General features: G+C 66.0%; 10 protein-coding genes. 3 read left to right on the top strand and 7 right to left on the bottom strand.

From position 1 onward, the window contains the following. Positions 1-5: 5 nt before the first annotated feature. From ACVMIH_RS05375 to ACVMIH_RS05355, 5 genes are all read right to left on the bottom strand, one after another. Positions 6-1,478: an efflux transporter outer membrane subunit gene (locus ACVMIH_RS05375; RefSeq protein ID WP_057019986.1), complete on the bottom strand. Its 1,473-nt coding sequence runs from the start codon at positions 1,476-1,478 to the stop codon at positions 6-8. Beyond that, the gene (locus ACVMIH_RS05370; protein ID WP_057019985.1) at positions 1,479-4,763 is read right to left on the bottom strand and encodes an efflux RND transporter permease subunit; all 3,285 of its coding nucleotides are present in this window, start codon (positions 4,761-4,763) and stop codon (positions 1,479-1,481) included. A 3-nt stretch (positions 4,764-4,766) separates the two neighbouring features. Further along, entirely contained in the window at positions 4,767-7,874 is a 3,108-nt protein-coding gene (locus ACVMIH_RS05365) for an MdtB/MuxB family multidrug efflux RND transporter permease subunit (protein WP_057019984.1), read from the bottom strand. Beyond that, entirely contained in the window at positions 7,871-9,190 is a 1,320-nt protein-coding gene (locus ACVMIH_RS05360) for an MdtA/MuxA family multidrug efflux RND transporter periplasmic adaptor subunit (protein ID WP_456860938.1), read from the bottom strand. Before ACVMIH_RS05360 ends, ACVMIH_RS05365 begins: the two co-directional genes overlap by 4 nt. Positions 9,191-9,367: 177 nt before the next feature. Continuing rightward, on the bottom strand, positions 9,368-10,813 hold the full coding sequence (locus tag ACVMIH_RS05355; RefSeq protein WP_229191249.1) for a DASS family sodium-coupled anion symporter: 1,446 nt from the start codon (positions 10,811-10,813) through the stop codon (positions 9,368-9,370). A 223-nt stretch (positions 10,814-11,036) separates the two neighbouring features. Here ACVMIH_RS05355 and aat point away from each other — a divergent pair, with 223 nt between their 5' ends. Further along, on the top strand, positions 11,037-11,717 hold the full coding sequence (gene aat / locus ACVMIH_RS05350) for a leucyl/phenylalanyl-tRNA--protein transferase (protein ID WP_076832236.1): 681 nt from the start codon (positions 11,037-11,039) through the stop codon (positions 11,715-11,717). A 383-nt stretch (positions 11,718-12,100) separates the two neighbouring features. On the opposite strand, the gene ACVMIH_RS05345 is transcribed toward aat, so the two are convergent. Together ACVMIH_RS05345 and ACVMIH_RS05340 are read right to left on the bottom strand one after the other, a co-directional pair. Next, a complete protein-coding gene (locus tag ACVMIH_RS05345) occupies positions 12,101-13,129 on the bottom strand; it encodes an IS110 family RNA-guided transposase (protein ID WP_057016162.1) in 1,029 nt (342 codons plus the stop codon). Between the two features lie 164 nt (positions 13,130-13,293). After that, positions 13,294-14,292 (bottom strand): DUF2155 domain-containing protein, encoded by a 999-nt coding sequence (locus ACVMIH_RS05340; protein WP_253608831.1) that lies wholly within the window; start codon positions 14,290-14,292, stop codon positions 13,294-13,296. A gap of 246 nt (positions 14,293-14,538) precedes the next feature. On the opposite strand from ACVMIH_RS05340, the gene ACVMIH_RS05335 reads away from it, so the two are divergent. Together ACVMIH_RS05335 and ACVMIH_RS05330 are read left to right on the top strand one after the other, a co-directional pair. Then, a complete protein-coding gene (locus ACVMIH_RS05335) occupies positions 14,539-15,318 on the top strand; it encodes an SDR family NAD(P)-dependent oxidoreductase (RefSeq protein ID WP_456860936.1) in 780 nt (259 codons plus the stop codon). 111 nt (positions 15,319-15,429) lie between these two features. After that, on the top strand, positions 15,430-16,371 hold the full coding sequence (locus tag ACVMIH_RS05330; protein WP_456860934.1) for an alpha/beta hydrolase: 942 nt from the start codon (positions 15,430-15,432) through the stop codon (positions 16,369-16,371). Positions 16,372-16,382 lie beyond the last annotated feature (11 nt).

Here is a 16,382-nt window from a genome sequence, read left to right as displayed (position 1 = left end):
TGACCTCATGGCACTGCCGCCGCCAGCGTACCGGCGGGCGTCCAGCCGCCGCCGAGCGCCTGGAACAGGCTGCTCGCCGCGAGCAGCTTGTTGAGCCTGACCGTGACCAGATTGTTCTCGGCAGTGAACAGCGTCTGCTGCGCCTGCAGCACCGTGATCAGGTTGACCGTGCCGCCGCGCAGCTGCGTCTCGGCGACCTCGAACGCCTTGCGCGAGGCGGCGACGACGTCGGACTGCAGGCGCTCCTGCAATGTGTACTTCTGCAACGCGATCAGCGCCTTTTCGACATCGGCGAAGGCCGACAGCACCGCCTTGCGATAGGCCTGCAGGTTTTGCAGCTGCTGCCCCTTGGCGAGCTTGAGCTGGCTCTCCAGCAGGAAGCCGTCGAACAGCGGCTGGGTCAGCCCGGCGGCGAGCGTGTAGTACCAGGCGCCGGGCGCGAACAGCGCGGCGAGCGCCGCGCTCTGGAAGCCGGTAGTGCCGGTCAGCTGGATCTGCGGAAAGAATGCCGCGCGCGCCGCGTCGACGCTGAAATTGGACGACGCCAGCTGCGCCTCGGCCTCGCGGACGTCAGGCCGCTGGTAGAGCAATTCCGACGGCAGTCCCGGCGTGACGCGCGGCACCGCGATCTGCGTGGTGGACCCGCCGCGCACCTTGAAATCGGCCGGCGCGCGCGCCACCAGCACGGCGAGCGCCGCGGTGTTCTGCCCGACCGTTACCTCGAGCGGCGGGATCGCCGCGCGCTGCGCGGCGACCAGCGCCTCCTGCTGCGACAGATCCAGCTGCGAAGCGGTGCCGCCCGCAAATTGCGACTTGATCAGCGCAAGGATGCGCTCGGCCGCCGCGAGGTTGCGGCGGGTGACCTTGATCTGGTCCTGCGCCGCCAGCAGCTGGAAATAGGTGTTGGCGACCGTCGCCATCGTGGTCAGCGCGACCACCTCGCGATTGTAGCGCGCGACGGTCGCGCTCTCCTCGGAGGCCGACAGCGTCGCGCGGTTCTTGCCCCAGAAATCGACGATGTAGCTTGCGCTCAGCCCCAGGCTGTACTGCGAGAAGGTACCGCTGGTGCCGAACGACGAACTGGATCCCGTTGCCACGCGCTGACGCTCGGCATTCGCCGATCCGGAGATGGACGGCAGCAGCGCGGCGCCGGACACGCCGACCTGGGCGTCGGCCTGCACGATCTGGGCGATCGCCACCGCGATGTCGAGATTGTAGAGCTGCGCGGACTCCATCAGCCCGGTCAGCTCGGGCGAGCGGAAGCCGCGCCACCAGGCGAGCGCCGGAACAGCCGCGTCGGCATCGCCTTTGGCCGCAGTCTTGTAACTCGCCGGCACTTCGAGGCTGAGCTCCGGCTTCTCCGCCCCGGGAATACAGCCGGACAGACCGAGGCTGAGGCCGCCGAACGCCGCCACGCGCAGAAACCGGATCGGCTTGCGCATCAACTGAAGATTTCGCAACGCTGTACCTGTCGGCATTTACTCGCCCGGTTGAAGTGAGGAGCCCGGCGTCCGCATCGCGCCGCCGCGGCGCGCGCGCTGGGCCCACAGGCGGAACCGGTCGAGATAGAGGTAGATAACCGGCGTCGTGTAGAGCGTGAGGACCTGGCTCAAGATCAGGCCACCGACGATGGCGATGCCGAGCGGCTGCCGCAGCTCGCCGCCGTCGCCCATGCCGATCGCCAGCGGCACCGCCCCGAGCAGCGCGGCCATCGTCGTCATCATGATGGGGCGGAAGCGCAGCAGGCAGGCCTCCCGGATCGCCTCGAGCGGCTCCAGCCCGCGCCTGCGTTCCGCCTCCAGCGCAAAGTCGATCATCATGATGGCGTTCTTCTTCACAATGCCGATCAGCAGGATGACGCCGATCAGCGCCATGATACTGAACTCGGTCTTGAATGCCATCAGCGCCAGCAAGGCGCCCACACCCGCCGAGGGCAATGTGGACAAGATGGTCAGCGGGTGGATGTAGCTCTCGTAGAGCACGCCCAGCACGATGTAGATCGCCACCAGCGCGGCCAGGATCAGGAACGGCTGGTTGCTCAGCGAGTCCTGGAACGCCTTGGCGGTACCCTGGAAGGTGCCGCGGATCGTGGCCGGGACCCCAATCCGGTTCATGGTCGCCTCGATGCTGCCGACCGCCGTGCTCAGCGACACGTTCGGCGGCAGGTTGAACGAGATGGTGTTGGCGACCAACAGACCCTGGTGATTGACCGCAAGCGGCGTCGCGCCCTGCTTGAATGCTGCAACTTCCGACAGCGGGATCATGGTCTCGCTGCTGGTGGAGACGGCCGATCCGGTCGAGGCAACGCCCTTCCCGGTCGAACCGATCGAGTTGGTGGCCTGGTTGCGCGCGGCCTGGGCGTTGGCTGCACTGGCCGCGCTGGAGTTGCCTGGGGCGACGACCGTGCCTGCCACCGCGTTGGTCGATTGCGAGCCGCCGACCGATCCGCCGGACGTGCTGATATAGACGTCCTTCAGCGTCTCCGGGTTCTGCCAGTAGCGCGGCGCGACCTCCATGATGACGTGATACTGGTTGCGCGCGACATAGATCGTCGACACCTGCCGCTGGCCGAAGGCGTCGTAGAGGGTGTTGTCGATCTGGCTCACCGTGATGCCGAGCCGGGCCGCGGCGTCGCGGTCGATCACGAGATCGGATTCCAGGCCCTTGTTCTGCTGGTCGCTGTTGACGTCGGCGAGATCAGGATCGCGCTGCAGGGCCGCCGCGATCTTCGGCGTCCATTCATTGAGCTCCTCCAGCGTCGATCCCTGCAGCGTGTACTGATACTGCGCGTTCGAGGCCCTGCCCCCGACCCGGATGTCCTGCACCGCCTGCAGGAACAGGCTCGCGCCCGGCACCACCGACATCTCGCGGCGCAGCCGCGCGATCACGCCGTCGGCGCCGATCTTGCGCTCATCAAGCGGACGAAGCGAGACGAACACGAAGCCGGAATTGGTCTGCCCGCCGCCGGTGAAGCCGACCGCCGTCTCAACCGCCGGATCGCGCTTGATGATGCCGACGAACCGCGCGAGCTTCTGCTGCATCAGCTGGAACGACACGCTCTGGTCAGCCTGGATCGAGCCGACCAGCCGGCCGGTGTCCTGCTGCGGGAAGAAGCCCTTCGGGATCACGTCGTAGAGATAGAAGTTGAGGCCGAACACCGCCGCCAGGATCAGCATCACCGACAGCGGATGCGCCAACGCCGCGGTCAGCGTTCTGCGGTAGAAATTTAGCATCGCCTCGAAGAAGCGCTCGCTCGCCCAATAGAGCCGGCCATGGTTGCCGGCGTCGGGCTTGAGCAGCACGGCGCACATCATCGGCGTGGTCGCCAGCGAGACCGCGAGCGAGATCAGGATCGAGATCGAGATCACCATCGCGAACTCGCGGAACAGCCGCCCGACGATGCCGGCCATCAGCAGGATCGGGATGAACACCGCGATCAGCGAGATGCTCATCGACAGCACGGTGAAGCCGACCTCGTTGGCGCCCTTCAGCGCCGCCTCGAGCGGGCTCAGCCCCTGCTCGATGTAGCGGGTGACGTTCTCCAGCACCACGATGGCGTCGTCGACCACGAAGCCGGTCGCGACCGTCAGCGCCATCAGGGAGAGGTTGTCGAGGCTGTAGCCGAACAGGTACATCGTCCCGAAGGTCGCAACCAGCGACACCGAGACCGCCACCACCGGAATGAAGGTGGCCCGCGCATTGCGCAGGAAGGCGAACACCACGATGATGACCAGCAGCACCGCCAGAACCAGGGTTCGTTCGACGTCCCGGAGCGAGGTGCGGATGGTGGTCGAACGGTCGACCGCAAAGCCTATATCGATCGCCGGCGAGACTGACGCCTGCAGCTGCGGCATCACCCCCTTCACGAGGTCGACGGTACTGATGATGTTGGCGTTCGGCTGCCGGTAGAGGATGATCAGCACCGCCGGCTTGCCGTTCGCGAGACCGGCATTGCGCAAATTCTCGACGCCGTCGGCCACCTCGCCGACGTCGGAGAGATGAACCGGCGCGCCATTGCGGTAGGCCACGATCAGCGACTTGTAGTCGCCAGCCTTGTTGGCCTGGTCGTTGGCGTAGACCTGGTAGCGCTGGTCGCCGACGTCGATGCCGCCCTTCGGGCTGTGGGCGTTGGCGCTCGACAGCGCCGCGCGGACGTCTTCCAGACCGATGCCGTATTTGTAGAGCGCCTGCGGGATCAGATCGACGCGCACGGCCGGCAGCGAGCTGCCGCCGACCACGACCTCGCCGATGCCCTCGACCTGCGACAGCTTCTGCGCCAGCACCGTGGAGGCGGCGTCGTAGAGATCGCCGCGCGTCAGCGTATCCGACGTCAGCGTCAGGATCAGGATCGGCGCGTCGGCCGGGTTGACCTTGCGGTAGGTCGGATTGCTGCGCAGGCTGGTCGGCAGGTCGGCCCGCGCCGCATTGATCGCGGCCTGCACGTCGCGCGCCGCACCGTTGATGTCGCGGTTCAGCCCGAACTGCAGCGTGATGCGGGTCGCGCCCACCGAGCTCGACGACGTCATCTCGGTGACGTCGGCGATCTGGCCGAGATGTCGCTCGAGCGGACTTGCGACCGTGGTCGCGACATCCTGCGGGCTGGCGCCGGGCAGCGTCGCCTGCACCGAGATGGTCGGGAAATCCACCTGCGGCAGCGGCGACACCGGCAGCTTGAAGAACGCGACAATGCCGGCCGCCGCAAGCCCGAACGTCAACAGCGTCGTTGCCACCGGCCTACGGATGAAGGGCGTTGACGGATCCATGGCTCAACGCGACCCGCTCGCCTCGCCGATCTCGTCCGCCCGCCCGGCAAACCGCAGCGCGAGGCGATCGAACCAGAGGTAGATCACCGGTGTCGTGAACAGGGTCAGCAGCTGGCTCACCAGGAGGCCGCCGACGATCGAAATGCCGAGCGGATTCCGCAGCTCGGACCCCGCGCCGCTGCCGAGCATCAGCGGCAGCGCGCCGAGCACAGCTGCCATCGTCGTCATGATGATCGGCCGGAACCGCAGCAGGCAGGCCTGATAGATCGCCTCCCGCGGCGGCTTGCCCTCGTTGCGCTCGGCATCGAGCGCGAAGTCGATCATCATGATCGCGTTCTTCTTCACGATGCCGATCAGGAGGATGATGCCGATGATCGCGATGATCGTGAGATCCTGTCCGGCCATCATCAGCGCCAGCAGCGCGCCGATCCCGGCCGAGGGCAGCGTCGAGAGGATGGTTAAAGGATGGATGAAGCTCTCATAGAGCACGCCGAGCACGATATAGACCGTGATGATCGCGGCGAGGATCAGGAACAGCTGGTTGGACAGCGAGGACTGGAACGCCAGCGCCGCGCCCTGGAAGCTCGTGATCATGCCGAGCGGCTGGTTGATGTCGGCCTGCGCCTGCTTGATCGCCGTCACCGCCCCGCCGAGCGAGGCGCCGGGCGCCAGGTTGAACGAGACGGTCGCCGACGGGAACTGGCCGAGATGCGAGATCTGCAGCGGCGCGGTCTCCACCCGCATCTTGGCCATCACCGACAGCGGCACCGGCGTCGAGCCCACCGATGACGGCAGGTAGATCGACGACAGAGAGTCCAGCGAAGTCTGCAGCGACGGATCGGCCTCGAGGATCACGCGGTACTGGTTCGAATTGGTGAAGACGGTCGAGACGATGCGCTGGCCGTAGGAATCGTACAGTGCGTTGTCGATCGTCGCCGGCGTGATGCCGAATCGCGCCGCCTGGTCGCGGTCGATGTCGACGAACACCGAAAGCCCCTGCGCCGAAATATCGCTCGTGACATCGCTGAGCTGGGGCAATTCCCGGAGCTTGTCGACCAGCTTCGGCGTCCATTCCGCAAGCTCGTTCGGATCGGCATCCTGCAGGATGAACTGGTACTGCGTCCGGCTCACCGTGCCTTCGATGGTGAGGTCCTGGACCGGCTGCATGTAGAGCGTGATGCCGGTCAGCGCCGCCGTGCTCGCCTTGATCCGGTCCATGATCGTCGAGACATTGGCCTTGCGCTGCTCATGCGGCTTCAGATTGATCAGGATGCGGCCGCTGTTCAGCGTGGTGTTGGTGCCGTCGACGCCGATGAACGACGACAGGCTCTGCACGTCCGGATCCTTCAGGATCGCGCTGGCGAGCCGCTGCTGCCGCTCGGCCATCGCCGCATAGGACACCGATTGCGGCGCCTCGGAGATCGCCTGGATCACGCCGGTGTCCTGCACCGGAAAGAAGCCCTTGGGGATAACGACGTAGAGCAGCGCCGTCAGACCAAAGGTGGCGAGCGCGATCAGCAGCACGAAGGTCTGGCGATCCAGCACCCAATTGAGCATCCGGGCGTAGATCGCAATGACGGCATCGAAGCCTTCGCGGCTGAGCCGCTGGAAGGTGTTTTCCCGCGCCATGGCCTCCGGCTTCAGTAGCTTGGCGCAGGCCATCGGCACCAGGGTCAGCGACACCACGGCCGAGATCAGGATCGTGACCGACAGCGTGATGGCGAATTCGCGGAACAGGCGGCCGACGACGTCGCCCATGAACAGCAGCGGGATCAGGACCGCGATCAGCGATACCGTCAGTGAGATGATGGTGAAGCCGATCTGCTCCGACCCTCGCAGCGACGCCTCGAGCGGCGACTCGCCCTCCTCGATGTAGCGCGAGATGTTCTCGATCACGACGATGGCGTCGTCGACCACGAAGCCGGTCGCGATCGTCAGCGCCATCAGCGACAGATTGTTCAGGCTGAAGCCGAACAGATACATCGCGCCCAGCGTGCCGACCAGCGAGAGCGGCACCGACAGGCTCGGGATCAGCGTGGCGCGGGTCGAGCGCAGGAACACGAAGATCACAAGCACGACCAGAATCACGGCGAGCGACAGCTCGTATTCGACGTCGCGCACCGAGGCCCGGATCGTGACGGTGCGGTCGGTCAGGATATTGAGGTCGATCGCGGCCGGCAGCGTGGCCTGCAGCTGCGGCAGCAGGTCCTTGATGCCCTGCACCACCGAGATGACGTTGGCGCCGGGTTGGCGCTGGATGTTGAGGATGATCGCCGGCGTCTCGTTCATCCAGGCGCCGAGCTTGTCGTTCTGCGCGCCGTCGACGACGTTGCCGACATCGCTGAGGCGGACCGGCGAGCCGTTCTTGTAGGCGATGATCAGCGAGCGGTAGTCGCTGGCATTGCGGATCTGGTCGTTGGCATTGATGGTGTAGGCGCGCATCGCGCCGTCGAAGTTGCCCTTCGGCGTGTTGACGTTGGCGTTGCCGAGCGTGGTGCGGAGATCGTCGATGTTGAGGCCATAGGCCGCGAGCTTGCGGATATCAGCCTGGATGCGCACCGCGGGCCGCTGGCCGCCGCTGATGCTGACGAGGCCGACGCCCGGCAGCTGCGAGATCTTCTGCGCCAGCCGCGTGTCGACGAAATCCTGTACCTGGGTCAGCGGCATGGTCTTCGAGGTCAGGCCGAGGGTCAGGATCGGCGCATCGGCCGGATTGACCTTGGCGTAGATCGGCGGCGCCGGCAGGTCCGACGGCAACAGATTGCCCGCGGCATTGATCGCGGCCTGCACCTCCTGCTCGGCGACGTCGAGCGAGATCGACAGGCCGAATTGCAGCGTGATCACGGACGAGCCCGCCGAGCTCACCGAGCTCATCTGGGTCAGATTCGGCATCTGGCCGAACTGCACCTCGAGCGGCGCCGTCACCGACGAGGTCATCACGTCGGGGCTCGCGCCCGGATAGAAGGTCTGCACCTGGATGGTCGGGTAGTCGACCTCCGGCAGTGCCGCGACCGGGAGAAATCTGAATGCCAGCATGCCCGACAGCATGATGGCGATCATCATCAGGGTCGTCGCTACCGGCCGCAGGATGAATGGCCGCGACGGGTTCATTTCTTCTGCCCGTCCTCGGACCGCTTGTGGTGGCCGCCTCCGGGATCAGCGCCGTCCTTACTATCTCCCTTGCCGTCTCCCTTCGCGGCCCCGTTCGCCGCCCCCTTGGCCGCAGCGGCAGGGTTCGCGGCATCGGCGGGGGAGCGCACCACCACCTTCGCACCCTCGCGCAGCTTGTCGGCGCCGTCGATCACGATGCGATCGCCGGCCACGAGCCCGGACAGCACCTCGACCCGGTCGCCGTCGGTGACGCCGAGCTTGACCGGCCGAACCGAGACCGTGCTGTCGGCGTTGACGAGATAGACGAAGGTGCCGGGGACACCGCGCTGGATGCCGGCGGTCGACATCGTCGTCGCATCCTTGTGGGTATCGAGCAGCAGGCGGACGTTGACGAACTGGTTCGGAAACAGCGTGCGCTTGTCGTTCTCGAACTGCGCCCGCAGCTTGATGGTGCCGGTGGTCGCATCGATCTGGCTGTCGAAGGTCTGCAACGATCCCTCGGCGAGCTTGTTGGCGCCGCTGCGGTCATAGGCCGCCGTCGGCAGCACCGCGCCCTCCCTCAACCGCTTCGAGACCGCCTGCAGATTGTCCTCCGGCAGCGTGAACAGCACGCTGATCGGCTCGAGCTGCGTGATCACGACGAGGCCGTTGGTATCGCCGGGCGTCACATAGTTGCCGAGATCGACCTGGCGCAGTCCGACGCGCCCGTTGACCGGCGACACGATGTGACAATATTGCAAATTCACCTCGGCCGACTTCACCGAGGCGCGATCGGCCTCCACCGTGCCCTGGTACTGCGCGACCAGCGCGACCTGGGTATCGAGCGTCTGATGCGGCACGGCGTTCTGCGCGGCGAGGTTCTGGTAGCGGGTGAGATCGACCTGGGCGCCCTTCAGCTGCGCCTCGTCGCGGGCGAGCTGGCCCTTGGCCTGCGCCAGCGTCGCCTCGTAGGGGCGCGAATCGATCTCGGCGATCAGGTCGCCCTTCTTGACCTCATCGCCCTCCTTGAAATCGATCTTCATCAGATAGCCGCTGATCTGGCTCCTGATCGTCACGGTCGCGAGCGACGTCACGGTGCCGAGCGCATTCAGGCTGACGCCGATATCGCCCTTGCCGATCGTCTCCGGTACGATCGACATCGGCCCGGCGTTGCGCCCGCCACCGGCCTGCGGCGGCGCGGCCTGCTGCCGCGTCCACCAGACGATGCCGGCAAGCACCGCCAATACGAGACATCCCGTCAGAAACCCCCGCCAACGCGATCCTCGCCTGGTTCGCTCGGGCGCCACAATCGACGGGTCTTTGATCTGCTGGTCCATAACCTGCCCACGAAGAAACACGAATGAGCTCGCGCGGCTCTATGTGTCCCCTGAACTCCGCGCGCGCCACATCCGACGAAGCATTTTGAAGGCTTCTGCCGGACAAAGCGCGTTAAGAATTGTAAGGATAGCGGCTCTTCCCGGTCGGCCGCTGTTTCTCGCTGGATTGTGGCTATTTTACCCGATCATTTGTAACCAGGGCAACACGATCAGCAACAATCCGGCAAAGTAGATCAGGCCGAAGATCAGCCCGAATTTCCAGAAGTCGCCTTTGCCGATATAGCCGCTGCCGTAATACATCGGCGCCGGTCCCGTGGCATAGGGCGAAATCACGCCCATCAGGCCCAGCGAATAGACGCAGAGCAGCATCAAGGTCTGCACCGACAGGCCGGGAATGCTAGAGCCGACGGCGAGCACCACCGGCAGCACCGCGGCGGTATGCGAGGTGATGCTCGAGAAGAAATAGTGGATCCAGAAGAAGAAGGTGACGAGCAGGATCATCCCGACCAGCGGCGACGTGCCGGAAAGCGGCTTGGCATAGCCCTCGGCGACCCATTTGATGAAGCCGATCTCGTTGAGGCCGGACGACAGCGTGAGCAGCGAGGTGAAATAGAAAAATACCTCCCACGCACTCTTCTCCGCGACGATGTCCTCGAACGCGATCACGCCGGTCAGCAGCATCAGCGAGATCACGACGAACACGACCGTGGTCGCGTTGATGAAGTTCGAGCCGAGCAGCGGCACGCTGATGTTGGGATTGGAGCCGCAGATCCACAGGAACATCGCGAGCACCACCAGCACCGCCATGATCCATTCGTGCCGCGACGGCGGCCCCATCTTGGCGAGCTCGCCGTCGCTCCAGGTCACGATCTCGGGGCTCTCCTTGATCTCGGGCCGGCAGACCAGATAGCTGAGCAGCGGCACCAGCAGCAGCAAGAGGATGCCGAGCGGCGCGAACCCGATGAACCATTGCGACCAACCAACCTCGATGTTGACGAGCTTCTTGGCGATCGAGAGCGCGGCGGCGTTCGGCGCCAGCGCGGTCAGGAACAGCGAGCTGGTGACGGCCGTGGTCGCGAACGCGGTCCACATCACGAAGGTGCCGATCTTGCCCGCGGTCGGGCCGGGCTCGGAGCCGTAGATGCGCGGGATGTTGCTGACGATCGGATAGATGGTGCCGCCGGAGCGCGCGGTGTTGGACGGCGTCGCCGGCGCCAGCACGAGATCGGAAAACGCCACCGCATAGCCCAGCCCGATGGTGCGGCGGCCGAGGCCGCGCACCAAGAGCAGCGCCAGACGGCGGCCGAGCCCGCTCTTGCGATAGCCGATCGAGAACACGAAGGCGCCGACGATCAGCCACACCGTGCTCTCGGAAAAGCCGCCGAGCATCCAGCGCAGCGATTTGTTCGGGTCGTGCTCGACATAGCCGCCGATGCCGGCGACCGTCAGGCCGATCAGACCGACCGCGCCGACCGGCATCGATTCAAGGATCAGCCCGGTGATCACGGCGGCGAACACCGCGAAATAGTGCCACTGATTGGCGTTCAGCCCCGAAGGCACCGGGACCAGATAGATCACAAGCCAAACCAGCAACGGCGCAAACGTCCGCCATGACCATTTCATGCAGCGTCCCCCTCACCTGTATCGATTGTCGGGCGCGCAAGCCGCCGTGTCCCGGCAGCGCCGCCATCTTTTTGTTGCAATCTAGCACGACCGCGCAGTCCGTCTCGGGAAACTGCTGCGGAACGGCGCGGCTTGTGGAGGAACCAGCGCGTTTCGTCAACACGTAGCGTCCCGGTGGCAGCCCCCATCGCAAGACCGCCCGCGCTTTGCTATCCTTGGCGGTATGACGTCACGCGACTCCGCCTCCTCCGAGATCACGCCCGAGGTGCTGCTGCGCGCCTATGCCTGCGGCATCTTCCCGATGGCGGAGAGCGCCGACGATCCGACCCTGTTCTGGGTCGAGCCGGAATTGCGCGGCGTGATTCCGTTCGACGGCTTCCGTGTCGCCTCCCGCCTGGCGCGCACCGTGCGCTCCGATGCCTTCACGGTCACCGTCGATACCGCGTTCAAGGCCGTGATCGCCGGCTGCGCGGCGCCGCAGCCCGGCCGCGACGACACCTGGATCAACAGGCGCATCCGCGATCTCTATGTCGGGCTGTACGCGTCGGGCCATTGCCATAGCGTCGAGGTCTGGCAGGACGACAATCTGGTCGGCGGGCTCTACGGCGTCAGCCTCGGCCGCGCCTTCTTCGGCGAAAGCATGTTTCACACCACGCGCGATGCATCGAAGGTCGCGCTGGTGCATCTGGTGGCGCGGCTGATCGCGGGCGGGTTCGAACTGCTCGACACGCAATATGTGACGGAGCACCTGAGGACGTTCGGCGCGATCGAGATCTCGCGGCGCCGCTATCGCGCGCTGCTCGACAAGGCGATCACGGGCGCGCCGGCGGATTTCCGCAAGCTCGACGCCACCCAGCCGGTCAAAGGTGCCGACGCGCTGGCAATCATCGCCGAGCGCAATTGAACGGTTGATCGCGTAGCCCGGATGAAGCCAACGGGTCGCGCGAACGCGCGCCCGATGACAGGCTCCGCGCAATCCGGGACAAGTCTCTCCGCGGAGAGAAACCCGGATTTCGCTGCGCTCCATCCGGGCTTCTGTAACGGGCCTTGGTTAGTCAATCCCTTTTCGCGTCATCCACTCGCCGGGCACTTGCTTCTGTACGGGATCGGCGCGAAGGCCGTCGCCTGATGGGGTGCATTGAGGAGCCGGCCGGCCAATCTACGGATTGCGTGGTCGTGAGCCACTTCCCGGATGGCGGCCTGACCGGATCCATCGTCCCAGCGGAGGGACTTCGCTCGGGGAGAGCCTGGTGTCGTGGCCCGCCCGGAACCGATTGCTGCTCCTGGCTAGATGGCCTTGGTCATCGGGTTGAACGGTTTGGTGTCGGCGAGCATGCGATGCAGGATCACGGCGAGCTTGCGAGCCAGCGCTACCTTGGCCTTGCGCATGCCTGCGCGCCGGGCGATCCGCATCGCCCAGCTCTTCAATGCCGAGCAATTCTTGACCGGCTTGGTCAGCATGACGTGAGCTGCCTGGTAGAGTGCCTCGCGCACGGAGGCATCCCCGATCTTGCTGATGCGGCCGGTGTAGTCGGTCTCACCGGACTGGTACTTCTTCGGGGTGAGCCCAAAGTGGGCTCCCGTGGCCTTCGAGGAGCGGAAGCGCTTCGGGTCGTCGATCGCCGCGGCATAGGTGAGCGCCACGATCGGACCAACGGACGGCGTTGTCATCAGGAGCTTGGCGGATGGATGCGTCCTGGCGAGCTTCTGGGTGTGCTTGTCCAGGCTCTTGAACTCCCGCAGCAGCACCGCATGGGCTTGGAGCAGCGCCGCCGCGACCAACTCCAGTCCGGGATGGCCGGTCACGAGCTCGCGGATGCGTCCGGCGAACGTGCGCTCGGTGGTCGCACCGACCTTCAGGCCAAAACCGCGAAGTATGCCGCGCAGGCTGTTCTCGACATCGCGAAGCTTGGATTGCAGCAGCTTGCGCGCCGTCAGGATGGCGCGGGTCTCCTGCGCCGCGACCGACTTGCAGTGCACCGGCCGGAACCAGCCGAGCCGCATCAACTGCGCGATCCGGCGGGCATCGTTGCGGTCCGTCTTCACCGGCATCGACTTGAAGGCTTCGCGAACGTGCCGCGTTTCCAGCAGCTCGACCGCAAGCCCTGCGTCTCGCAGACCCGCATACAGCCATTGCGACAAGGGGCCTGCCTCCAGCCCGATCCGTTCCAGTACCAGACCCAGCGACCGGAACCAGGCGATCAGCGCCGCCGGCTCGCTCGCAACCTTCGTCTCGCGCAAAATCTTGCCTGTCCCATCGACAAGGCAAACGCTCGAGCATTCCAAAGACACGTCAATTCCTGCATAGTGGTACATGGTCGTCCCTTAATGATGCTTGGAGCGGGCTTGCCCGACTCCGTTGAACACCATCAGTTTGAGGGACGACCGCCTTCCAACCAACAGGCCGCTCGCGAGCGCGCTTCCAAATTGCGCCGTAGCGAGCGGGCGGCCGGCCCGTTACCCCATCTACGCCGTGCTTGCTAGTTCCCAAACAATCCGCCGAACAACCCGCCCGGCCGCTGCTGTTGCTGGGGCGGCGGAGGTGGCGGCTGCTGCTGGTATTGCGGCTGTGGCGGCGGACGCGGTGCGGCCTGCTTCGGCGGCGCGCGCTTCTGGGCCGGCGGTGGCGGAGGCGTCGGCGCCTTCGGCGGATCGGGCGCGGCGGTCACGATGGTCTGGTCCGGCCCTTTGCAGTCGGTCAGCCAGATGTCGTAGATCGGATGCTCGACGCCGTGCAGGCCGGGACTCGCCGCGAACATCCAGCCCGAGAAGATCCGCTTCACCTCGCCCTGCAGCGTGATCTCGTCGACCTCGACAAAGGCATCGGTGTTGGCGGCTTCCGTCGATGGCCTCGTGTAACAGGCATCGGTCTTCACCCGCAGCGCGCCGAACTGCACGGTCTCGCCGATATCCTCGTCGAAATTGATGATGCGCCCGGTGATCTTGTCGAGACCGGAGAAGCTCGCCTTCTTGTTGGTGATCTTGGTCGACGGCGGCTCCTGCACGACCTCGTCGCCCGGCTGCAACGTGGCAGGCGTCTGCGGCGGGGTGCCTGGGGGCGTGCCCTTGGGACGCTGCCCCGGCGGCAGCGGATTGGCGCCGGGCGGTGTATTGGCGACGGCGGGACCGCCGGGTTGCGGCGGCTGCACCGCGACACCGGGCTGGGTGCCCTGCGGAGCCACCGTCGAGCCCGGCGGCGGCGCCAGCGGCTGTGACTGCACGCTGCCGGGCGGCGGCACCGCCTGGCCTGGCGGCAGCGCCCGCGGCTGTGTCGGCAGCAGGCGGCCGCGCGGCAATTCCGGCACTTCCTCGTCGTCGTCGCTGGGAGGAGCCGGCTGACCACGCGGGATCGAGCCGGGCGGACGCGGCGCGGGATCGGAGAAAATCGTTCCGATCTGCGCGCGCGCGGGCGGCGCAAGCGAGATGGTTGAGGCGGCAACCAGGGCCGCAAAGCCAGTCAGGGCAACGGTTCGAAGCATCTCGCGCGGCTTTAAAGGGCGAATCGGGCTCGCGACAGTCTACCTTGATATCGGCCGCTCGCAGGCCACCGGTTAACACGCCGAATACGGCGGGGAAAGGGCACCCGGCCACCTCTCCCCGGTCCACTGGGCAGCCTCTGGTCACTCCTGGGAACACGTGTGATAGTCCTCACGCTGAAGGCACGCCGCCGCGCGTGAAAACCAGGAAAATCCGGATCGAACCGGACCAGCCAGAGGAAACCCACCATGCCCGATCGCATCAGGCTCGACGGCCGGGTCGCCGTCGTCACCGGGGCTGCCGGCGTCATCGGAACCGCCTCGCTTCAACTGCTCGCCGAACGGGGTGCGCGGATTGTCGCAGTCGACCGCAAGGGCGCCGATCTCAAGGCCGCCATCAAGGACCTGCCCGCCTCGGCCGAGGCCCTCGCAATCGAAGCCGACGTCACCGACGAGGACGAGGTCAAGGACTATGTCCGCGCCGCGGTCGACCGCTTCGGCACCATCGATGCCTTCTACAACAACGCCGGCGTCGAGGGCGACATCAGGCCGATCCCTGAATATTCGCTGGAGAGCTTTCGCCAGGTGCTCGACGTCAACGTCGTCGGCGTCTTCCTCGGCATGAAGCATGTGCTGCCTGTGATGCTGAAGCAGAACCAGGGCAGCATCATCAACACCGCCTCGATCGCGGGCCTGATGGGATCACCGATGATCGCGGTCTACAGCGCGAGCAAGCACGCGGTGATCGGGCTGACCAAGAGCGCGGCCTGGGAATGCACCGGCACCAGCGTGCGGGTCAATTGCGTCTGCCCCGGCATGATCGAGAGCCGGATGCTGAGCACGATCCTGCAGGGCCGCTCCGGCGGCAACGCGCCGCCGCCGATCGAGAAGATCGTCGACCGCATCCCGGCGCGCCGGCTCGGCCTCGCAAGCGAGGTCGCCTCCATCGTCGCTTTTCTTGCCTCCGACGAGGCGAGCTACGTCTCCGGCTCCGCCTACACCGTCGACGGCGGCCGCACCGCCGCCTGACACAACCGTCATTCCGGGATGGTGCGCAAGCACCAGACCCGGAATCTCGAGATTCCGGGTTCGATGCTTCGCATCGCCCCGGAACGACATCACCAAAAGAAGGTCCTCCCAATGCCCGTCGTTCTCGATCCCGATGCCGCTGCCGTCTACAAGGCGTTTCAGGAGTCCGGCCGTCCCGCCTATGAGACGCTGACCGCGCCGGAAGCGCGCGACTATTACCGAGCCGCCCGCGTCGTCTCCAATCCCGAGCCGCCCGCGCTGGAATCGAGCAAGCCGCTCGCGATCCCGGCGCCGCACGGCACGATCCCTGCCCGCATCTACACGCCGTACACGCTGCGCAAGAAAGACGGGCTCGCGCCCTGCCTGGTGTTCTTCCACGGCGGCGGCTGGGTGATCGGCGACCTCGATACCCATGAGGTGGTTTGCCAGAAGCTTGCCCATGAGGGCGAGCTGATCGTGATCTCGATCGATTACCGCCTCGCGCCCGAGCATCGTTTCCCTGCCGCGGTCGATGACGCCGTCACCGCGACCCGATGGGTCGCCGCCAATGCCGGGGATCTCGGCATCGACGTCGCGCGCCTGATCGTCGGCGGCGACAGCGCCGGCGGCAACCTCGCGGCGGTGGTTGCCCTGACCGCCCGCGACGGCGGGCCGAAGCTCGCGGCCCAGCTGCTGATCTATCCCGCGACCGATTTCTCGCGGAAGCATCCCTCGCATCGCGAGCCCGAGACCAGCATCCTCCTGACGCATTCGGTGATCGGCTGGTTCGCCAACCATTATCTCGGTGACGCCGACAACAACGACTGGCGTGCCTCGCCGGCGCGCGCGAAGGACTTTGCCGGCTTGCCGCCGGCCTATGTGCTGACCGCCGGCGCCGATCCGCTCCGCGACGAAGGCGACGAGTATGCGAAATTCCTCAAGGACGCCGGCGTGCCGGTGACCTACCGGCATTTCCCCGGCCAGTTCCACGGCTTCTTCACCATGGGCAAGCTGCTCAATCAGGCCAATATCGCGGTGACCGAGATCAGCGCCTGGCTGAAGACGCTGGGCTGAGCAATCGGACC

Source organism: Bradyrhizobium sp. USDA 4503 (assembly GCF_054055815.1).
The sequence above is the reverse complement of the archived record's forward strand: the minus strand, read 5'-3'. Positions and strand labels throughout refer to the sequence as shown.